We start from the raw sequence: 21200 nt of genomic DNA, 5'->3' as shown, positions 1-21200 counted from the left end.
CCCTACTCTAAATATTTTACTGAATCAGTTTTAATTTTTCATCCAAGAGAGCGATTAGCATAGCCTCCCCTTCTCCAGAAATTTTTAGCATTCCATATTTTGCTTTTTCGTATTTTTGAGCTTCACCTTCTTGAAACAAGTATGATTCGGCTCCAATCCTCACAGAATAGCTTCTTTCTCTGAAACGAATTTTTATTTCTGCTGCTTCAGCTCTTCCGTTTAAGTCAGTTATTTTTGAAAATTGAAAAATACCCCTATCGTCTTTTTTTACAAAAATATAACCATCTGAAAATCCATTTTTACTTTTGAACTGAGAGAAAATCGCATAACGTATTTCCAAATAATCTCCTTGTATTAAAGACCGAGGATCAAGAGGTGCAAGTGCGAGTATTACAGTATCTCCTTCTTTTAGAATTTTCTCTTTTTGAAAAATAAAAAAATTTGCTATGGCAAAAAAAATTACTGCGTTCAATACAATAAAAATACGAGTTTTCATAAAATCATTTCTTCCGAATAAATTTTTAAAAATAGAAATCGAAATAACAATAGAAAAATTCCCGAAATCATTAGAGCTACAGACTTCATCAATAAAGTAAGATTCAAATTATAGTAATATCCGAATAAGAACGCAACTAAAAATAATACTCCAACTCCAAAAAGAGATAAATTCTTTTTTGAAAGTGCGATTATTAAAATTAAAATTGAAGCTGGTATTCCGGGTGCAAATGCTGAAACAAATCCTAATACAATTACAAAAAATATTCCTATTGATGATTTTGTATTAATAGGAAATATTTTCTTATCAGGGTGAATCAAACTCCAACCCAAATAAAGGACACAGATAGTAATGCCTACCCCAGAAATATACCAATGTGAAATAGAAAGCCCGCGATCACGAATTATAAAAATCAAACCCATTAGACTTAAAAAAGATAGAATCATTGAATATCGCAAAGACTTCTCAAATAAAAGCCAATATTTCTTCGATAAAATATATTCTTCTTTTTCAAAGAGAAACACGATACAACTCGCTTGAAATAAAATCAATACATGAACCAAAATTTCTAAATGTAATTCTATGAATATAATCGCAAGCAGAATGGGAACAGAACTCGCAGAAAGAATCTTCTGAAATTCATCTTGCAGAAGAATAAAAAGTACGATCTCTAAAAATACAAAAGTAGAAAGAGTATCTAAATATTTAAAGTGAAACGAGTGTAACCCAATAGCTATAAATATCTGTCCGCAAAAATTGAAGACTAAAGAAAGTTGTTCTAAAAAATCATTTTTTTTATTATACACAGTCAATAGAATAGAAAAAACAAGAAAAAGAATTCCTAAAAGTAAAGAGCCGTTCCCTGAGATTGCCTTAACTGAAAATAAAAAAATCAAAGATAAACCAGTACTTAGCCAAGCACTGATTCCAATAAATACTCGAATAAACCAAGGTGATTCATTTTTTTGATTTTGTTTTATCAAAATATTATCTGCACTTTCTTGTGAATTGAGTAAACCAATTTCCTGAATCTTGAGTAAGGTCTCTTTTCTGGAAAGAATATTTCCACCAAAAATCATGATGATCTTCTCGATTTTGGAATGAGTGAGATTTTTTTTAACAACATTACAAAGACAGTTCCCTCAACTATAACAAGTAAACTCAACACTAAAAAATCTTTTGAGTCAAGTTTAAAGAATCTTATAATAACAGAGATAGTAATTATTATCAAACTTAAGAAACTTGCAGCAGTAAGAAACAAATCATAAACAATAAAAATCACATAATACAAGAATATGAGTAAAAATAAGATGTAAGACCAAGGAACTACTTTGTAATAAAAATATAGCGATTTTCCTAGGATGTCATGTTCCCCCATTAGATAAATCAAAACTGCAATAGAAATACAAGCAACCGATACAAGTGCAAATACAATCGACTGCCATCTTTTCCTAATCAAAAATTTATGATTAAAAAAAGTATATTCCCAAAAACAAAAAGAAATAACATTTAGAATGAACAACAATTCGACTAATTGAATAGTAGATTTACCGCCTAAAGATAAAGCTCTTTCATTCCAAAATAATACCATGGTTATATTGATAAGTAGTACCCAAAAAAAAAGTAAGTTCTCGTCCTTTCCTAAAAATGCAAATACAGTAACCAAACAAGTCCATAGTAAAAATAGTTCATAGGAATCTGCCCCGGTTTGATAGACCTGACCCAATACAGCAAAATATATACCGATACAAACCGATGCCAAAAAAAGAAAAACTTTTCCAATGGTATTTTCTAAACCTTTCCAAACACTAAATGAAACAAATATAAGAAAAAGAAATTGAATAATTCCAAGTTTCAAGAATTTGTGTAAGTCTTTCCAATTGTATGCAAAAAAGAAAACTACGCCTACTATAAATAGAGAAGACCCTAGGGATAATAAATAGTAGTTTATCGCTAACGCCCACTCCTTTGAAGAAGGATGTAACCCTACTAATTTTTCTGATTTATTAAAATTGCTCGAATCTAAAAATCTGTCTCGAACTAAGCCTTTCAACCAATCAGAGTCAGATTTTTTATTTTCAAAATTCATTCAATATCGAAGAGCTTTTTCTATGACTTCGTGCAATACTGCCTTTTCATTTTCGGCGTATTCAGGAACACTCAAAATCCTTGTTAGAGATAGTAAATAATTTTCGTCAACCACTCTTTTCCCGTTCCATCCACCTACCATACTTGTAGCAATATCTATTACATCATTGAACTCGAATAATCCGAGAGATTGCAGGATGACCGCAAAACCGACAGCGCCCTCAGTAGAAATGTAGTTTTTAAAATCTGGAATGCTATTCAGATTAATACTCTCCGGTAACGCATCCTTTACATTTTTCCACATTTCATCTATCATAGGCCCCATATTTGTCATATTGATTAAAACTAAATGCACAGAATTTTTCTTTCCATGAGTTGCAATACACTCGTCTGCAAGCTGCCGAATTTTTTTAGCATTGTCGCGAGTCACTGCATCCCTTCCAAGAAAATTCAAATTGTAGAGAAAATCTTCCAAGCTCTCTTTTTCAATCATTCCTGTTAGAATAAGTTGATATAGGGAAAATATAAAATAATCGCTTTCTGTATTGTCTCCGAGTAAAATTTCTTTTGCATTCTTTGGTTGGTATATTCTGTCTTGAAGAAGTATAGAAAGTTTGTAAGTCAATTGATCAAATAGGCTTTGATAAGAGGAACCAAGAAATTTCTTAATTCTTTCCATAGCAGGAGTAACCCCTTCCTGCAAAAAGTCATCAACATTCAACAATGTATGAAATACTTTATCTATTACGCCTTTAATTGTGCCTTCTAAATATTTTAAATGCAAAGATTCAATTTCGATGCGATCTCTACGAATCGTAGAAAATAAAGTGCGACGAAAAAAGTGAGGGCTTGCAGAAATAAAACACAATGGCGTGTCTTTCGTTGCACCTCTTAACTTCCTGTAAAATTCTGGCATTCCAGGCAGAGCCAATTTTTGATCTGGGGTTTCAAATAACGCACTCAATTTTCCTTTAGCTGTTTCAATATCGGTCGCTAAATAAGTTTGATCTATATCCGATGTGGTAAGATAATCCTGAAAATCTTCAGGCAGAATTCTAAGCTTCCCCTTTCCAACAATAGACTTTGTGATTTCACTGTTTTCATGGGAATTCAGATGAGCAATGTCCTTAGTGTATTGTCTGTAAGAATCTATACCTTTAAACATTACGTGAAAAATATACTTTCCGGGTTTCATCTTCTTTTGAATATTGTATGTAAAAAATCCATCTTCATCACCGCGAAACTCTTCGGTTTCTAAAATTTTCTTATCTTCCTTCTCGTTCCAGATTTCAATTGTAAGTATTGGTTTACGAACCGGTGCAAGACTAAAATCTAAAAAAGGAGTGATCACTTTTTCCTGACCTGCAAAAAGTCCGGTCACTAAGTCCCAAAGCCCGTCAGCTTTCATCAGATCAGTGATGCCAACATCCACCACTTGCCCTCTTACCATAGATTTTTCTTCTCTGCCTAAGGAGCCCCCGCAGATAGCCAATCTCTTTTTATCGGTGATTTTAGGTAGCTCTGTCTCTACTGATTCGGTTTTTATTGTTTCTTCCAAACTCACTCTCCAATATATTCAAACCTTTTTTCTATATTTTTTGATTCTATTTTTTATTCACAAAAATACAATCTAAATATAATGCCACCTGAATTTTAAGTGGAGTTCCAACAGTTTTAGGTGGAGTTCCAACAGTTTTAGGGGGAGTTCCAACAGTTTTAGGGGGAGTTCCAACAGATTTAGGGGAGGGCTAGCCCAAACTAACGACACGCTGATAGACTATGAACTGTGCCATTTTTACAATAAGCCATATCTTAACCCGCTCACTCTTCCGCCGAAGTACAGGACGTAAGGCGGCCTTTATTATTAAACAACTTTTTAGCATACAGAAATCTTTGGAAAGCAATAAATGATGGTATCATCAGAAACATAGATATATTTGTCCAATGTTGTTTGAACCCTTTTTACTTTGTAAGGCGTTAGAAACCCGTCAGTGATGCCTTAGGAATACACATAGACCGGCTCTCCGAAGTAACGGTAGGTAGCAACATTGTCTTTTCGGTTTGGTGCAGCGGTTAAACCTAATTGAACGGCAGGAGAAAAGTATTCAAGAATTCCACGCCAGTTGCCTTCGTCGTTGGCACCACCCCTGTAGCACTCGTCAATAATTAGAAAAGGCGTACCCGCAAAAAGTCGTATTTTGAAAAAGCAATTGTTCAAAAAGCCAATAAAATCACCATTTTATAGCGTTGTAAAAAGCCCTGAAAGTGGTTTTTGCAATAGCGTCATAAAATCAAAATAGTCGGCTGGATATTCACCAAAGTAATATTTCATAGTAAACTAACTTGACTGGTGAATTCTCTGCTGTAAAATTTGCACCTTCTCCGTTCTTATGTCGTTCAATTCTTAAATTTAATTCCTTCGTGCTTCCAGTATAAAAACTTCCATCTGCACATTGAAGAATATACATATATCCGTATGCTTCGACAAGCTCAGGGGACTGTTTTTTAAGTAATTAAATGCTTCGCATAAGAAACCTGCACTGCCACAAGCACCATCATAGATTTTTAGCCCTATTCTCGGTACCACAACTTTTACGATAGTCTTGATAAGAGACCTTGACGTGCAGTATTCGCCTCCATTACGACCAGCATTTCTCATGTTCGGAATTTTGGCTTCATATAAGTGGCTCATTTCATGTTAGTCTGTCTTTGATTGAAAACGAAGTTCATCCACAAGGTTTAATACTTCCCGCAGGTTGTAACCGCTTAGAATCTTGTTTTTCAGTTCGTTAAATATTTCATCTATTTTGTATTCTATTGTTTCTGGGCTTTCTGCACTTTGTTTAAACTTTTTAAAATATGGAAAGAGCTTGTTGTTAACAAAGTCGGTGAGGTCCGTCGCCTGTCAGGGCGTTGTGATGGTCTGGTTCGACAAGCTCACTATTCACCATTTTCGATTTGGCACTCAGCTCCTGAGCCTGTCGAAGGGGCGTTGCCTAAACTGTCGGTAATCTTTGTCAATAATGGGCGTGTCCCTTTGGCACCGCTCAGGGCAAGACTCTTGCCTGTTTGTTCGGTGCTGTTGTTCGGTCTTTCTCCAAGTCGTCCAAATATTTCAAAAACAATATCCATGAAGTTTGTTCTACATAATCTAGTTCACTGGAGTAGTCTGCGTCTTTGTACAAAATTTCGTCTATATTCTTAAAGTCTGTTCAAACATTTATTTCCTCTTTCATTTTTTCTTTCCTTCTCTTTGTCTGGCATGGATGTCGGGTGTCTTGGGGGCGGGATTAAGAAATTGTTTTATCTACCATATCATTTTTTTCAACCAAAAAGTCTAGTGTGATGCTTCAATTAACGTTAAATTTAGCGAATATTTTTCGCAAACAAAGAAAAAAAGAAAATTTTTAGTTTACATTAGTGCAATGCACAAAAAAATGGTATTGAATTTATAGTGCAACGCACAATAAAGAGGAGAATGAATTGAAGAAAAGACTAAAATTTTCTGGAAGCATCCTGATTTTATTCGCTGGAGCCTTTCAATTACATCCAATTTTAACAACTACTTCATCCTTGAAGGAAAATGAGCTAAAAGGGTATATAGCCTCTAAAAATACCAGAATAATCAAAGAAGAGGAATCAGAGCTTGCAAAAACTATTTTACAAGAATCTAAAAAATTAGAAATTCCGGCTCACCTCAAAATTGACGGCAAACCAATCAATAAAGCTGCATTTTTGACTGCGCTAATTCAAACCGAATCTGTTTTTAAAAGAAAGGCAGTTTCATACAAAAATGCAAAAGGTTATATGCAGCTAATGCCTACCACCTACAAATGGATCAAAAATAAATCTGGAAAAAAGCACGATGAAAATGCAATTTTTCTGGCAAAAGAAAATATTCCTTCTGGAGTAGAATATTTGAACCTACTAATGAATGAGTTTCAAGATTTAAGATTGGTTTGTCTTGCATACAACGCCGGGCCAGGAGCTGTAAAGAGAGGAATTCTTATCGAATCCTATTACAGAAAAATTGTCACTATTTACCGTGAGATACAAAATCAAGAAAACGGTAAAATGGAAGAAAAAAGTTTAGCATTGAACACTGAGGGAAATGCCTATCAAGCTACATTGTTTAGGCTTTCAAGATAATTATCTCAAAGACCTATATCTCGCAAAAACTCCGTCGATATCCGATCCATCGAATGCGCCGGAGTCTTTTGGAAATTTTACACCAGAATCAGGGTTGACTCTGTCTGTAGCACTTGTAAGCCTAATATAGTAAAATCCATTTTGTAAAATATCATTTACAACAGTTGTGCTGCATCCTATTGAAAAAGAATTATCGGAGCTTAAATTATCTAAATCAAATCCGTCTCCACCTGATTTTGAGAGATCGTAAATATCATTTCCAGCAATTTTATTTGTATCCTCGTTGTACAACACTGGAGTTTTTCCTGCAAAGTTTAACCATTTAGACGGATCATTGGAATATACTGTTTCATTGGTATGAGTGTAGTTTGGAAAAAAACCGCAATACTTTATATTATCCCTTGAAACTTCTACAATCAGAGGCTCCATAAACCTTGCACTGGAGTTTCCATTGATATTAAAAGGATTTTCAAATACAATTAAATCAATTCCAGCACCATTCACTATTTTTTTGTTTTTCCATTCTAAAACAATACTTGCTCCAATTCCGGTTGCACTTAAAGAATATACATCTGTAGAGCCAGAACAACACCCACTGCCGCGTACACCATTTATTGCTTTATTTTTATCGTAAAATCCGTCACCTGTGTGGTTGGGTGCAGATACTACGTTGTCTGCGGCATCCTCCGGTGGAAGTGCAACCGAATTCATCGACCCACCAAGTATTGCCAACAACAAAATAGCCGAGTTAGTTTTTGCAGAAGATTTTTCTGGAGTGCAATTGAATAATAGAAATATAGCTAAAATAATTACTCTCTTAAATAATTGCAATACTCTAAAATTCAATTGCATGGTTTGCATTTTACGGAGCCACTCTGTCCAGTTTAGACCAAGAGTTGGTTGCAGTTGCACAAGTTTGTCCTGAACAACAACCGGTTACAGAAGGATTTGTTTTCACAGAATTGTCTGTGACAGCCTCTGCCAATGCTCTGGTAGCCTGCCCGTAAGTAACCGAACAAAAATAAAATTGATTCGGATTTGAACCTGTTGTCCAAACAATTTTATTGAATTTCCCTTTATTGGAATCTGAAAATCCATTCGGACAATTTCCCTGCTTTTCAGGGTTTTGGGTAATCATAGTTTTTGTAGTGTTATCAAAATCTACAATAATCACACACATGTTATATCCACCGAAAGAAGATGAATCATCAATCCAAGCACCTGTGCTTCCTTTCACAGCAGAAATGGTTGTAAGACTTGCAGTCGATGTTCCACTACCAGTATTTGCTTGCCATTTTCCGTTCAATTCTAATAGCTTAGATTTCTCGGCAATAACTCCAAGGATTCCGGCTAACGCATTTGTATCAGCTTGATTTTTATAATTTTCATTACTGTTTTGGCATCCTGAAAAAATCAGTGAAATCAAAATAAACAGTAAGAGTGTGAAGCTCTTAAAAAGGTTTTTCATTTTTTTCTCCAAATAATTTGTATCCGAGGAGAAAGGATCAACTTTACAAAAATTTCTTTTTACATTTATAATCTGATATTAATAATTCACAGACCTAAATATCTTAAAAAGAAATCAATACTGAAATATCCCCATTCCACGAGAAATATTCCTGTAAAGAGGAGTATCTGGCTTACTATGCATAAAATTTTCAATAAAGGAAAATTATTGCATAGATTACAGTTGCGGGACAGCGAGGGAGTTGCCTAACGGCTCACCCAACTTCCTCCATTCGGACAATTCCAAACTTTTCCTCATCAAAAAATTGTCAAATCTATTTGTATAATTCTATTTGACTTATTTGAAAAATAATATAAATTGAATAGTAATTTGATTTATTCATTTATAAAACGAAAAGGTATCGTATTCCTTTTTTTTATTTTTTCTTATTATGCTATTTCATTATTTTTAGAAAATTTGCTTACTGTTTATGTCGAAAGAACTTCTTTTATTTGGAGTGAAATTTCTAAAAGAAAAATTCCTAAAAAAAATATTGACTTACTTATTCTGGGCGATAGTCAAATTACGAGTGGAATAAGCCCGACTCATCTTAAAAAAGAATTACAAAAATTAAAAAAGGATTTTCATTTTTTCTATTATCCGAGACCATCTGAACAACCTGAAGGAATGCTTATTCTTACAAGAGAGTTTCGTAAAACGTTTGATTTTAAGTATTTAGTTTTAAATATTTCTCCCGTAACTACATCAAAAAATTTAATTTCAGAGTCTCATAAATCTCTTTTTCAAAATTTCAGTCCATTTTCAACTGAGCCTTTAAAAGATTTTGATATGGGTAAGTTTTATTTCAAAAATATTTCTGGTTATTGTTATTATTTTTTCTTACAAGGATTTCCACTCCTAAAATTAAATTCAAATTTATCCAAAGAAATGGAAATTGTAAAAAGCAGAACTCTCGATAAAAAATTAAAAGATACTGTTGAGGCTCCAATTTTTTCCGAATGGGAGAATAATTTTCAAAAAAATATTTTTTTAAAGAATTTATTTATTCAGTCTGAATTTTATTGGGAATGGGGAAATTTTTCAAAGTCTCAAAATATTTGTATCCCTAAAAAATCTCCACCCGGTCTTCCAGCAGGAGTCGAATCTGCATTTCTAAATTTAAGAAAAGAGGCTTTAATATCCTGGGAAAAGATCGCTGTCGAAAATAGAGATAAAAAAATCTTTTTAATCTATTTACAATTTTCACCTTTTGCAGAAGAAAAGATTGGATCAAAATTAAAAAATTCTCCTATACAGGTATCGCTTAACGCATTAAAAAGATTCTCTAATATAGAATTATTAACTGTCCCAAAAAATTTCTTTAGTTCAGAAGATTTTGCAGACTTCACCCACTTAAACTTCTGTGGAATGGAAAAATTTACCAAATTTCTTTCAGAAAGACTTCAAAGGGAAAGATCGCTTTAATCAACTCCCCTACTAATAGTTTTTCATTTGTTTCTTTAAGGCATAGCTCCACTATAGTAATTTTCTGCCTTCTTTTGTTTTTTAGTTTTTTAGTTTTGCTTTTTTTTTATTTCCGCATCTTATGTCAAATCAGCCTATTGTTCTCATGTATAACTTTTGCTTATAAAGGTAAACGACCTATTTACAAAAAATAGAAAAAACGATGGGTGGAACTCAAAAAGTCATAGAACTTAAAGCAAATCATGATTATGTTCCCATCTCAAGTCAAGCAACAAAAGAAGAATCATCTGAGCTGTTCTTGAAATGCCAAGCCATTGAGCAATGATTCTCATCGCTAATTCAATCCAATCTGCATTCTCAGGACGAAAGTTTTTCTTTAGCAAATTTTGCTCCTTCTTCCTGATACACCGTCTTAACACAATCCAACTTCTCAAAGTCTTCCACAGCAAAACATTCTTTATTTCTCACAACAATTCATTTAAGTAATCCTCTGACGAAATAGTTTCAGTCCTCAGGTAAAATGATATACTATCTGGGAATAAGACTCGATTGGGTTCGCTAAATTTTTCTGGATTCATAGTTATTCTCCTAATATAAAATTAGGAATAACAACTCTGAAACAGTTTTTCCCATACTATTTCTTATTAATCTTGATTTACATTAAAATAATATCACGATAAAATAAAATTTTTGCGATTTTCTGAAGAAATTTTTCAACTTTTACAGAAAAAGTCCCAAATCTGTATTAAAAGTTCGTAATCTCTTGAAATTCCCTAAATAAGCGTAATAAGTTCCACATTCATAAAAGGTGAACAATTGGCATAAAACATGCCCTTTACTGGAAAAAGTGGAGTTCCCACATTTTTACACGAAAAGTACAAATTTACATTAAACGTGCAAAATTAAAAACTCACCTAAAAATAAAACCTATTTAAAAAAGATTTTTACCTCCACTATTTCGGCCATCAGACCTCAGACATCAGGCCTCTGAATTGGAGTTCCCACATTTTTGCATAAAAAATCCTTAGTCAATTTTCATAGACTGACTCTTTCCAAATCTGTGAATATTTAATTTGAAGATGAGTATTTTTTTTGAACAACACTTCGATTAATTTTCTTTTATTTTGCTCTACATGAACTTTGGAAAATGGCAAATCCTTTAGTCCATTTACGATATCCGATATTTCCTCTTCAGATTTTTTCATTCCGAGGCTACACTCTTTTTCAAAAACATTTTCCTGAATTTCTGAGCACAGTATAGCAAGGGCAATATAATTTTTATCTTCAATCAATTTCTGGATATCGGATTGTAATTTATCTGAGCAAAAAAAATTGAATAGTATAAAACACAGAACAACAAGACTTTTCATTTTAATGCAAGGTTTGCGAGTTCATCGGCTCTGAAATTTTTTTCTCTAAGAATATGTTGAATTTGAAACGAATCGAATTTTATGATCAAGTTATCTACGATATCTTTCATCTTTTTCAAGTGAGGTTTTTTAGTTTTATAGATTCCACTCACCTGACGCACAACAAGCTCTGAGTCCATAAAGACGCTGATTTTTTTTTCGCCTAATTCTATAACCTTTTCTAATCCGGCTATTAAAGACTTCCACTCTGCTTCATTATTGGTTTTTATTCCAATCGATTTAGAAATAGAGAAAATTTCTGTATCTCCTGATTTTATACTAACTCCAATGGATGCCGGTCCCGGGTTTCCTTTTGAAGCTCCATCACAGTATATGGTTATCAATTCATTAGCCTTCTAAAATATTTTTACTTTAATTTTCTAATTGCCTTAACTTTATTTCCTTTGGAATTATAGGTAAGGCTATCAATATTTAGTCTTGTAATAAAAATTCCTCTTCCGGAAAGAAGATTTTTCATCGGGTCTAATCTAGGATCAGGGACAGATTCTACATCGAATCCATCTCCTTCATCTTCTATGCTTACTTCAACTTCAGCCGAAGAGTAACAAATTTCTACTTTTACTTTTTTATTACTTTTAGCACAGATAGAGTCAATATAATTCATATACTCTATTTCTTCTTTTTTCATAAGCTCATGCTTTTCATCATACCCGATCCCTGCATTTCCATGCTCTATTGCATTAGCAAGAAGTTCAAATAGAATAACCTTCAAAACTAAAATATCATTTTTAGACACGCTCGGCAAGTTCTCTACTTCATTAAGTATAATTTTTACATAGTTTTGGATTTCGCTCATAACTGAATTCAAAATAAACGAGCTTTTTCTTGATTGTAAATAATGGTACCCCATTAATTTTTTTTTCTCAGTTATAAAAAAATTCTTCTGAAATTTTTCTAAGATTGCTGATATTGCATCAAAACCAAAAGGTTTTACTAAGAAATCCAATGCACCAAGCCGAAATGATTCTAACTCATTTTTCATTGTATTGTGTCCGGTTATAACTACAAATGGAGTATTTATATCCTTTTCTCGAAGTTTTTGCATCATTTCCAACCCTTCTAACTCAGGTAAATTCAAATCAGAAATGATAAGATCATAATTTTTTTCAGAAGCCAATTGAAGTCCCTCCGTACCGGTGGAAGCAAATTCTAAATTGTGCTTTTCTCCAAGAAAGGCTTGAAACAATTCTCTAATAGGTTCATGGTCTTCAACAATTAACAAATTCAATTTCATAACTTTTATCTCATTCTACAATATTACTCAAGTGATTCAAAGAGTAAAGTTTTTTGATGTTTTCATTCACTAAAAAAATCTCTTCTTTGTTAAAAACAAAAAATTCACCATTTGAAAATTCTAATAAAATTTCACTTTTCGCCCTTTGAAAAATGGCAAAAAGGTGAGTTAGAGAAATAACATTTTCTCCGTTTGCCTTTTGAACCATTTCGTCTTCTAAGTTTCTCATATTTATATTAAAATCATCCGGTAAAATACGATTGACAATTACGATTCTTTTTCTAAACGGGTGAGATTTGTATTTATAGAATTCGTAAATATACAATAATTTTTTGTGAGATTTTCTTCGATAGTCCTTTCCTGATTCTTTCAAGTAAGCACCGCTAAGTTCTGAAAAAACCAAACCCCCTTCTATAAAAAATAGTCTTTTCTCATTTTCAAATTTTTCAGGAATTAAAAAGTTTTCATCCGAATAATGTTTTAAGAAATACTTTTGTGTAATTGTTTTTTTATTTCTGCGAATAGTTAAATTCACAGGCTCGTCTTTTTTTCTGAATTTTTTATTTGAATACAATATTGACTGAAAAAATTTTCTTTTCTTTTCTATTGGATTGCCTTGCAGAGTGACCCCATTGACTTCTATAACTGCATCTTGCGGCTGCAATAATCCAATAGGACCAAAACCAGGGTATATTTTCTCGACTACAACCCCGTCTAATTTTTTTCCAAAGTAAAATTCTTTTTCATCTTCTGACAAATTAAACTTTACCAAAAAACCCGGATGAAAAAAAATTCTTCCTTTTTTTTTCTTTTTGTAAAATTCTCGCAAATACTCCAAATCGAAAAGTTTAGAGCCAAATTGTATTCCACAATTGTAGTTTTTATATTTATACAAAATTGTATTTTCTTTGTCTCTTACAAAGCCTTTAGATGAATACCCTTTAAAAAAAAATTCAGATTCACCATAGCTCGTAAAATCTTCTTTCATTTTTTTTTTGCATATATCAAAATCAAATTGATCTAATTGAAATATTTTTGAAGAAACGACAAATGGACTTGAATCAAAAAGAGAAAGCCCTGTATCTGGGTCAAAGGCAATTAATTGCAGCTTAGTATTGGATTTTCCTGAATCGGACAGAATTTCAGCATATTCAACGTGGCTGTTTTGCGATGCAATTACCAAAAACTGGTTGCGATTTATTTGAATTGCATGAGCCTTCTCTTGTTTTAAAAAAGATTTTTCCCATGAGTTTTGGTGAGAAAAATTTCTGTAATATACAGAAACTTCCAATTCTTCCGGTAATTCTTTTGCATATACGTTAGGCGATATTTCAATTAAAATACAGATTACAATTTGAAATAGAAGTTTCATGGGTTAGCAAAATTAGGATTTTTTAACACCATCGGAAGGTTTATTCCTATGAACTTTATCTGAATAAATTGATTTTTTTTGTCCTTGCAAATTTTTTCGATATTGTGATAATTTTCAGGAACAACAGAATTTATAGACTCTATAATTCCATTCTCGTATTCATCTCTTTCTTTCCTTTTAAAACCAGTCGAAATATTCGTGAAAACAAAATCCTTTGTATCGGAAAAGTTTTCCAAACTGTCTTGAATTCGGTACAGATAGTAATACGCCAAAGAACTTGCGAAATCTTCTCTGTATAAATCAATTGTGTCCCTGCCCATTTCTCTTAACTCTATTCCATTGCAATGGATCTGAACTTTTTCTCTATCTCTATAAAAATCAAAAATATATGGCTTTTGCAATTTATGAATTTTTTGTATTGATTTTCCGTTTCTGAAATAACGAAGTTTGATTAAGTCTCCCACATACTTCTTTTCAAAAATTTCCAAGATAGCTCTTGAATTCAACAAACCCTCATCGCTAACTGGAACTCCATCTATTTCTGAAAGAAAATCTTTTGGTTGAAGAAATTTTTCAAAACCCGAAGTTTTCACTGTAGAAGTAATAAATACACCTGTCTGGTTTTTTGGTATACGAAAATAATTTTTCGTATTTTGAGAAGCCCTTATTTGAAAGCGAAAACCTAACTCAACAAACCCGTCGTACACTCCGTCTTCAATATCTTTTAGAAAATGGGCGACTACGTCTCTATGGATAATTCTGGACTTCATTTTTGAAGTCTGAAATGCAACTCCTACAAATTGATTTTCTATAAATGCGGGAGAACCGGAAAAACCTTCTTTTATTTCAAATCCTGTCTCAATAATTTTATGAAAATCAATACCAAAGTAACCATAACTTTCAAATCGAACTCCTTGTACTTGACCAGAATATTTTTTTAAAAGGTTTTCTTCAATACCGATGATCTCCACTAAGCCTGTAGAAATTTCAGAGTTAAAGTTGGTTTCTATTTTTTTCTTTCCATAAAAGAATTTCTCATCAGAAGTTTTTAAAATTGCGAGATCACAATCATACCCTGAAAATTCAATTCTTGCAGAAAGATATTTTTTTTCACCTAAACCTTTGATAGAAATTTTGTCTGAGTCTTTCACTGTATGCAGATTGGTCAATATCCGATTTTTATCGATAACAAAACCAACACCTTTCTTTAAGTGTATATTATTATTCATTTTTTGTAATGACTCAATTTGAACAAGTGAACTTGAAATTTCTATTGCCCACGCTTCGCCTAAAAAAATTCCAAACACAACAAAATAGAAAAAAAATTGCGATACAATATTTTTAAGGAATGGTTTCAAAGTTTTTCCAATGTATTCCCAAATCGGAGATACTATCAAATTTTAACCTCACATGAATCAGCTTACCTTGTTTCAATAATTGTTTTCCAATAAACTCACCTCTATCTTTCATCATTTTTAATGAGACCACAAAACTATTTTCCGGCTCCAAACAAGATATTCTAAAATTGTACATATCTATTTTTTCCCAGTGAAAGTCAGAATCTTTGTACGCAAATTCCAAAGGGCAATCTTTATCAAAATAGATATATTGATTTTTTAGGTTTTCCAATAACAATGAATCTTTTTTTATTACACCTTGAATAAAAGAATATAAGTTCGAGTTTTTTGAAATTTGCTTTTCGGGATTTTTTTGAATTTGCAATTTTGTTACAATTGAATATTCTCTTGTTCCAATTTTTTCATTTTTTGTAAATTGGAACGAAATAATCTCCCCTTGATTTTCGTATTGTCCAAAATATAAAAAATTCCTATACTGTCTATCTCCACAATCTAAATAAAAATAATTTGCGGTTTCGATCTTCTTTTGTAAACGAAATTGACAATTCTTTGGAACTTGGATTTGTTTATTCTGAAATAAATTTTCATTATTTCCTAAGAAAGAATTTTTAGATTGAATCAATTCGATAAATTTCTTAAAATTAGAATCTATGGAAATAATTTCTTGAATAAAAAAAAAGAAAATCCCACAAAAAAATAACAATCTTTTTTGCATACATTTCTATTATCGGATTTTGCTATGGCCAAAGTAACGGGCTATTTTTAGAAATTTCAAATTTGTAAATTTTTGCAGTCTGAAAAAAAGAGTCCATATAGTATTCGCTCCAAACATCCTTTGTAAAATACCCCAAAGGGAGAGAGCTGTTTGGCTCATCGACCGCCAACTCTCTAAGTCCAACTACAATTTTTCCTTCACTTACAGTGCGTGTTTGAATTTTCAAAGGTAGATTGGAATATCTTTCTTGTCGAAATCCCGGGTATTGAAATCCTTTTTCTGAATCAAGGGTTATATGAATTGTCAAAGGAATCGATTCACCCAAAAATTTATCGAGTGAAAAAAGCGGGTATTTATTTTTGTCGTATTGAACTATCTTTTTTTCAGTTTCTAGATAGACAGAATAAAAACTTGGCTCATTTTTTTCGTTCAGGGAAACAGATACCAAAAACGTATCTATTCGATCCAGAATCCTTGCTGTATGAGGTAAATCCTTCCCGCCGACGCGAAAGACTTTTTTCCAAATCGGGTGAAATGAAACTCTAAGTATATTTGATTTTTTTGAATATGACGCTCTGTACAAAATGGCAATAAGACGAAATTGAATAGGATTTTGAATTTTTTGATATAAGACTAAATTCAAATTTTTCAAAATCCACTCTGGTTGAATCTGAACTTCAACTGAATCTTCTTCAAACAATTTCTCGCTTTCTATATGAGTTTTACAAGAATCTATAAAAATAAATATCCATATAAGAAAAAAAATATAACTGTAGTAAAATTTCTTATGTCTCATAGTAAATTTTTTCAAAAAAAAATAACATAAAAATACGGGTAATAAATACCTGACACTAGCATTAGAAATTTGCGAGTAATTTAAAGAAAGGAAAAAGTTTTGTCCGATTGGAATTTTTTAAAACCCGAAATAGAGTCATCTGATTTTATAATAGATTGCAGAAGCCTACAGGCTTATGAAGAAGAAACAATTAAGGGAGCTTACCATTTTCCCTTTATAAAAAAAGCGTTTGGATCCGATCCGGAGTCTCAAAAAAAGATATTTTGCCCTCTAAAATATATTTTAAATTTAGTGAGTGAAGAGAAAAAGACACGAATCATTGTTTTTGATGAAGGGATGGGGATGCACGCAGCAAGAATGGTTCTTTTTTTAAGGGGAGTAGGATTTAAAGAGACCTACATCTTAGCCAAAAAATGGCCCGTCGCCGGAGTCAAAGAAAAAGGAACAAAAATCATCGACCCTGAAGTAAACGAAAAGGCAAAAACAATCCAAGGAGTTGTAGATAAGAGTTTCATGGAAAAAAATCTTACTAAGCTGCAAATCTTTGATACCAGAACACAAGCAGAATACGAAGGTCAGATTCCACGACTTGTCAGCCCCGAACAAGGGACGTTATGCGGAAGGCTACCCGGATCTTTTCTGTGGGATTGGACGAGCCTTTATGATTCAGAGGGAATGGTAATCGATAAGTTTACATTCAATAAAAGACTTTTAGGATTTCCATTCATGCCGGAAAGAACGACTGTAATCTATGACTATAATGGTGCCAGGTCTTGCCTAATTGCGCTCATGCTCAAAGAATGCGGCTACCAAGATGTTCATACCTACCAAGGCTCTTGGTTTGAATGGAGAAAATCTTCTCTACCAAAACAAGCTGTATCTATCTATAAAACTGAAAACAAAGAAGTCACTCTCCCTCGCGTAGGTGGGATTGCCAGAGGGAAATAGTGAAAGGGATTATACTTGCAGGTGGTTCAGGTACACGACTTTACCCATCTACAAAAGTCGTGAGTAAGCAGCTAATGCCTGTTTACGATAAGCCGATGATCTACTATCCTCTATCAACACTCTTACTCGCAGGGATAAGAGAAATTCTAATCATCTCTACCCCACAAGACCGCCCTCTGTTTCAGTCTTTACTCGGAGATGGAAAAGAACTTGGAATAGAAATCTCCTACACAATCCAACCTTCGCCTAATGGTCTTGCAGAAGCCTTCATCATAGGAGAAGATTTTTTGGGCGATGATACTTCTTGTTTGATTCTTGGAGACAATATTTTTTTTGGGCACGGTTTGCAGGAGATGTTGACACATTCCTCTAAACTTCAAGATGGAGGTTTGGTTTTTGGATACTACGTAAACGACCCGGAAAGATACGGTGTAGTGGAGTTTGATAAAAATAAAAAAGTAATTGGAATAGAAGAAAAACCTAAAACTCCAAAGTCAAACTATGCAGTGCCCGGATTGTATTTTTATGATAAAAATGTCTGCAAAATCGCAAAATCACTAAAACCATCCGATAGGGGAGAATTGGAAATTACAGATTTGAACAAAGTGTATTTAAGTAAAAATGAACTAAAAGTCCAGCTACTTGGAAGAGGAACTGCTTGGCTTGACACCGGAACCCATGACTCACTTTTGCAAGCATCCAATTTTATAGAAGTAATCGAAAAAAGACAAGGGTTAAAAATTGGCTGTATAGAAGAGATAGCATTCAAGAAAAATTATATCTCCAAAGAAAAACTTTTACAAATTGCAGAGCCTCTAAAAACAAGCGGTTACGGGCAATATCTGATGAGAATAGCCAATGAAAATTAATCCTACCGAATTCCAAGACCTGTATATCATAGAGCCGAGAGTATTTAAAGACGATAGAGGCTTTTTTTATGAAAGCTACAGTACTGTAAAATTCCAAGACAAAGGAATAAACTATTCTTTCGTTCAAGACAACCACGCGAAATCCAATGAAGCTGGAGTACTTCGAGGTCTTCACTATCAAAAGCCACCTTACGCCCAAACAAAATTAGTAAGAGTAATAAAAGGCTCTGTATTGGATGTAGTAGTTGACCTTCGTCAAAAATCTCCAACTTTTAAAAAATGGTTTGGAATAGAGTTGTCAGAAGAAAATTTTTTAACCCTGTTGGTACCCCCCGGATTTGCTCACGGATATCTAGTTTTAGAGCCAAATACAGAATTTTTATATAAGGTGGATAATTTCTACAACGTAGAAAGCGAGGGAGGAATTATCTGGAATGATCCGGAGCTTTCTATCGACTGGAAAATCGAAAAACCAATTCTTTCCGAAAAAGACAATAAGCTACCGAGATTGAAAGAATCGTTAAATATTTTTTAGCTTTTGCGGATAATAATAAATCCATAGGGCCAATTATTTTACCTTGCATTTCTAATTCTTTTTTTATTTTTCCAAAATTAGAGGCATTGTTATCATCAAAAGATAAAATGTTAAATATAGATAAAAAATATGATTTTTTTTCTTTCTATTTTTAAGAGGAATTTCAGCATACTAAAATATTTAGTTGATAACTAATGCTAATGTAGTATAATATGGTAAAATTGCATTGGAGTATCGCATTGAAACTTGAACAAATGAAATTTTTAAGAGAATACCTCAAAAAAGCCTCGAATCTCTTTTTATTTTTTGGAATATTTTTTTACCTGTTTAATTGTCAGGATCAAAAATTAAATAGCCCGTGTGACCCTGAGTCAGAGGCTTATAGAAATACAAATATCATAAAGCATATTCTTATGGATGATTCTCCGTTTTGCGGACTCATACCTTATTTAGGAATTGTAGCCACTCCTAGATTTAATCCTTCTAGCGGGAATAAAACTACTTTGTCCAATATAGAAATTTCTACTACCACGCCCGGAGCTACAATCCACTTTAGCACAGATGGAACAAATCCAACATCGAACTCTACTATATATTCAAGCGCACTAGAAAATATCTGGTCACTAGCAGGCAAGACTATCAAGGCAATTGCGGTGAGATCAGGGATGACAAGTAGTGAAGTCTTGACTGGAATATTTAGCTACCTGCCTTTAAAAACAGGGCAACAGATTTCATACGCAGTTGGCGATGATGGAGAAAGTCAAACTGGTGTAAGTCGGAGTTACACTGACAATGGAGATGGGACGGTTAAAGATAACGCAACAGGACTAATCTGGCAGAAGTGTAGCGTCGGTCAAACCGGATCAGACTGTAGCGGTGGTACTATAAATTCAAATGACTGGGACACGGCAATCAGCACTTGTAGCGGTCTAAGTCTTGCAGGTAAGACTTGGAGACTGCCGACTAGACAAGAGTTAGAAACACTACCTGATTATAGTAAAGATAACCCTTCTATAGAGGTAAGTTATTTTCCAAATACAGCTGCTGGCTATTATTGGAGTTCTAGTGTGCACGCGGTTAATACAAGTCAAGCATGGAACATCCAATTTACTGGTGGTGCTGTGAGTGGAACCGCTAAGACTACTACCTATTCGGTCCGTTGTGTTTCTGGACCAACTAAAAATTATACGAGTAACTTTACAGATAATGGAGATGGTACGATCAAAGATAATGCAACAGGACTTGTCTGGCAGAAGTGTAGTATCGGACAGAGTGGCTTAGATTGTAGTGGTGTTGGAATTAAAAAGACCTGGACTGATGCAATTAGCACTTGCACCGGACTAAGTTTAGCTGGTAAATTCTGGAGGTTACCGAATGTAAATGAATTTAAAACCATAGTGGATACAAATAAATCAACTAGTCCTGTTATAGACGTAAGTTATTTCCCAAATACAGCTTCCAGTGACGATTATTGGAGTTCTACTACGTCGACTGTTACTGCCAATGCTTGGCTCGTCAACTTCGATGATGGCAGCTCGATCCCCTTCAGTAAAAGTTCTAACCTCTATGTTCGTTGTGTTTCTGGACCCTAACAGTTTGTGTTTAAGTGCTGGACTTTTCTTAAGTCACTGGTTTATGTCGTATTGGTCTATTATAGTGGACAGTTTTTCTCTTTGACACAAACAACTAAAAAAATAAAAGTTCTAATTATTAACCTCAATGGATATATTCCTTATTATTGTATCAGGACTACTAATATTCGTTGGAATTTTTGGTAGTTTTTTACCTGTATTGCCCGGCCCATCTATCGCATGGGCTGGATTATTTATAGCAACATTTACAAACTATATCCAATTTAGTAACAACTTTTTAATCATAACTGCTATCGTAACTCTATTACTTTCTATTTTTGACTATATCTTACCAAGCCTAGCAGTAAAAAATAAAGGTGGAACAAAATTTGGAGAAAGAGGAGCACTAATTGGCGCGATTGTAGGTATTTTTTTTGGTCAATGGGGAATAATCCTTGGTCCATTTTTAGGTGCATTAATGGGTGAATTAATTGCAAATAAAGAAGATTTTCAAAATGCCTTTAAAATTGCATTTTACTCATTTATTGGGTTTTTGTTGTCTACCGGGTTAAAACTAATTTGGTGTTTGATTATAGCTTTTTGGTTTATAAATAATCTTCAATTCAGTTAAGCTCAGTTAGTAAATAATTTTTTCATAAATTCTAAAAATTACTTTCACTTATAGAAATCCTTTATCTTATGTATTA

Annotated in this window: 22 protein-coding genes, 2 pseudogenes and 1 riboswitch; of the genes and pseudogenes, 7 read left to right on the top strand and 17 right to left on the bottom strand. The window is 33.2% G+C overall.

Translation table 11 applies throughout. The features are described 5' to 3' along the window. Positions 1 to 16: 16 nt before the first annotated feature. The 7 genes and pseudogenes from HS129_01195 to HS129_01165 all read right to left on the bottom strand — a co-directional run bounded on the left by HS129_01195 (position 17) and on the right by HS129_01165 (position 5781). Positions 17 to 496, bottom strand: a complete 480-nt coding sequence (locus tag HS129_01195; GenBank protein MBE7410671.1) for a GDYXXLXY domain-containing protein — start codon at positions 494 to 496, stop codon at positions 17 to 19. Next, positions 493 to 1575 carry a DUF4401 domain-containing protein gene (locus HS129_01190; GenBank protein ID MBE7410670.1) on the bottom strand — a complete coding sequence of 361 codons (1083 nt, stop codon included), beginning with the start codon at positions 1573 to 1575 and terminating at the stop codon, positions 493 to 495. The genes HS129_01195 and HS129_01190 overlap by 4 nt, the downstream gene beginning before the upstream one ends. Beyond that, positions 1572 to 2585 carry a DUF2157 domain-containing protein gene (locus tag HS129_01185; GenBank protein ID MBE7410669.1) on the bottom strand — a complete coding sequence of 338 codons (1014 nt, stop codon included), beginning with the start codon at positions 2583 to 2585 and terminating at the stop codon, positions 1572 to 1574. The genes HS129_01190 and HS129_01185 overlap by 4 nt, the downstream gene beginning before the upstream one ends. Further along, positions 2586 to 4142, bottom strand: coding sequence for a hypothetical protein (locus HS129_01180; protein ID MBE7410668.1), 1557 nt, complete (start codon positions 4140 to 4142; stop codon positions 2586 to 2588). A 348-nt stretch (positions 4143 to 4490) separates the two neighbouring features. Next, a pseudogene (locus tag HS129_01175) lies at positions 4491 to 4757 on the bottom strand (DEAD/DEAH box helicase family protein). 139 nt (positions 4758 to 4896) lie between these two features. Next, a complete protein-coding gene (locus tag HS129_01170; GenBank protein ID MBE7410667.1) occupies positions 4897 to 5052 on the bottom strand; it encodes a GIY-YIG nuclease family protein in 156 nt (51 codons plus the stop codon). Positions 5053 to 5078: 26 nt separating this feature from the next. Continuing rightward, a pseudogene (locus HS129_01165) lies at positions 5079 to 5781 on the bottom strand (N-6 DNA methylase). A gap of 286 nt (positions 5782 to 6067) precedes the next feature. Between HS129_01165 and HS129_01160 the strand changes: the two are divergent. After that, positions 6068 to 6733: a lytic transglycosylase domain-containing protein gene (locus HS129_01160; protein ID MBE7410666.1), complete on the top strand. Its 666-nt coding sequence runs from the start codon at positions 6068 to 6070 to the stop codon at positions 6731 to 6733. On the opposite strand, the gene HS129_01155 is transcribed toward HS129_01160, so the two are convergent. Both HS129_01155 and HS129_01150 read right to left on the bottom strand, forming a co-directional pair. Next, a complete protein-coding gene (locus HS129_01155) occupies positions 6734 to 7645 on the bottom strand; it encodes an LIC_13355 family lipoprotein (protein MBE7410665.1) in 912 nt (303 codons plus the stop codon). Then, on the bottom strand, positions 7596 to 8201 hold the full coding sequence (locus HS129_01150; GenBank protein ID MBE7410664.1) for a hypothetical protein: 606 nt from the start codon (positions 8199 to 8201) through the stop codon (positions 7596 to 7598). The genes HS129_01155 and HS129_01150 overlap by 50 nt, the downstream gene beginning before the upstream one ends. A gap of 140 nt (positions 8202 to 8341) precedes the next feature. Next, positions 8342 to 8514, bottom strand: a riboswitch (cobalamin riboswitch). 143 nt (positions 8515 to 8657) lie between these two features. Here HS129_01150 and HS129_01145 point away from each other — a divergent pair. Then, on the top strand, positions 8658 to 9665 hold the full coding sequence (locus HS129_01145) for a hypothetical protein (GenBank protein ID MBE7410663.1): 1008 nt from the start codon (positions 8658 to 8660) through the stop codon (positions 9663 to 9665). A 230-nt stretch (positions 9666 to 9895) separates the two neighbouring features. Here HS129_01145 and HS129_01140 read toward each other — a convergent pair whose 3' ends face one another. The 8 genes from HS129_01140 to HS129_01105 all read right to left on the bottom strand — a co-directional run bounded on the left by HS129_01140 (position 9896) and on the right by HS129_01105 (position 16570). After that, positions 9896 to 10048 (bottom strand): hypothetical protein, encoded by a 153-nt coding sequence (locus HS129_01140; protein ID MBE7410662.1) that lies wholly within the window; start codon positions 10046 to 10048, stop codon positions 9896 to 9898. A gap of 645 nt (positions 10049 to 10693) precedes the next feature. Further along, positions 10694 to 10957 carry a hypothetical protein gene (locus tag HS129_01135; GenBank protein ID MBE7410661.1) on the bottom strand — a complete coding sequence of 88 codons (264 nt, stop codon included), beginning with the start codon at positions 10955 to 10957 and terminating at the stop codon, positions 10694 to 10696. 74 nt (positions 10958 to 11031) lie between these two features. Beyond that, complete coding sequence (locus HS129_01130) at positions 11032 to 11418, bottom strand: ribonuclease HI family protein (GenBank protein ID MBE7410660.1); 387 nt, start codon at positions 11416 to 11418, stop codon at positions 11032 to 11034. Between the two features lie 23 nt (positions 11419 to 11441). Continuing rightward, positions 11442 to 12329, bottom strand: coding sequence for a response regulator (locus tag HS129_01125; GenBank protein MBE7410659.1), 888 nt, complete (start codon positions 12327 to 12329; stop codon positions 11442 to 11444). 10 nt (positions 12330 to 12339) lie between these two features. Continuing rightward, entirely contained in the window at positions 12340 to 13701 is a 1362-nt protein-coding gene (locus tag HS129_01120) for a hypothetical protein (protein ID MBE7410658.1), read from the bottom strand. Further along, positions 13698 to 15059 carry a serine protease gene (locus HS129_01115; protein MBE7410657.1) on the bottom strand — a complete coding sequence of 454 codons (1362 nt, stop codon included), beginning with the start codon at positions 15057 to 15059 and terminating at the stop codon, positions 13698 to 13700. The genes HS129_01120 and HS129_01115 overlap by 4 nt, the downstream gene beginning before the upstream one ends. Beyond that, a complete protein-coding gene (locus HS129_01110; protein MBE7410656.1) occupies positions 15043 to 15774 on the bottom strand; it encodes a hypothetical protein in 732 nt (243 codons plus the stop codon). Before HS129_01110 ends, HS129_01115 begins: the two co-directional genes overlap by 17 nt. Positions 15775 to 15796: 22 nt before the next feature. Next, entirely contained in the window at positions 15797 to 16570 is a 774-nt protein-coding gene (locus HS129_01105) for a hypothetical protein (protein MBE7410655.1), read from the bottom strand. Between the two features lie 99 nt (positions 16571 to 16669). Between HS129_01105 and HS129_01100 the strand changes: the two genes are divergently transcribed. From HS129_01100 to HS129_01080, 5 genes are all read left to right on the top strand, one after another. After that, the gene (locus HS129_01100) at positions 16670 to 17518 is read left to right on the top strand and encodes a thiosulfate sulfurtransferase (protein ID MBE7410654.1); all 849 of its coding nucleotides are present in this window, start codon (positions 16670 to 16672) and stop codon (positions 17516 to 17518) included. Continuing rightward, a complete protein-coding gene (gene rfbA / locus HS129_01095; GenBank protein ID MBE7410653.1) occupies positions 17518 to 18387 on the top strand; it encodes a glucose-1-phosphate thymidylyltransferase RfbA in 870 nt (289 codons plus the stop codon). The genes HS129_01100 and rfbA overlap by 1 nt, the downstream gene beginning before the upstream one ends. Further along, positions 18377 to 18922: a dTDP-4-dehydrorhamnose 3,5-epimerase gene (gene rfbC / locus HS129_01090; GenBank protein MBE7410652.1), complete on the top strand. Its 546-nt coding sequence runs from the start codon at positions 18377 to 18379 to the stop codon at positions 18920 to 18922. The genes rfbA and rfbC overlap by 11 nt, the downstream gene beginning before the upstream one ends. Before the next feature lie 239 nt (positions 18923 to 19161). Beyond that, entirely contained in the window at positions 19162 to 20514 is a 1353-nt protein-coding gene (locus HS129_01085) for a DUF1566 domain-containing protein (GenBank protein ID MBE7410651.1), read from the top strand. 127 nt (positions 20515 to 20641) lie between these two features. Continuing rightward, positions 20642 to 21124 (top strand): DUF456 domain-containing protein, encoded by a 483-nt coding sequence (locus HS129_01080; GenBank protein ID MBE7410650.1) that lies wholly within the window; start codon positions 20642 to 20644, stop codon positions 21122 to 21124. The last annotated feature ends 76 nt before the right edge of the window (positions 21125 to 21200 follow it).

Source organism: Leptospiraceae bacterium, from assembly GCA_015075105.1.
GTDB lineage: Bacteria > Spirochaetota > Leptospiria > Leptospirales > Leptospiraceae > JABWCC01.
The sequence above is the reverse complement of the archived record's forward strand: the minus strand, read 5'-3'. Positions and strand labels throughout refer to the sequence as shown.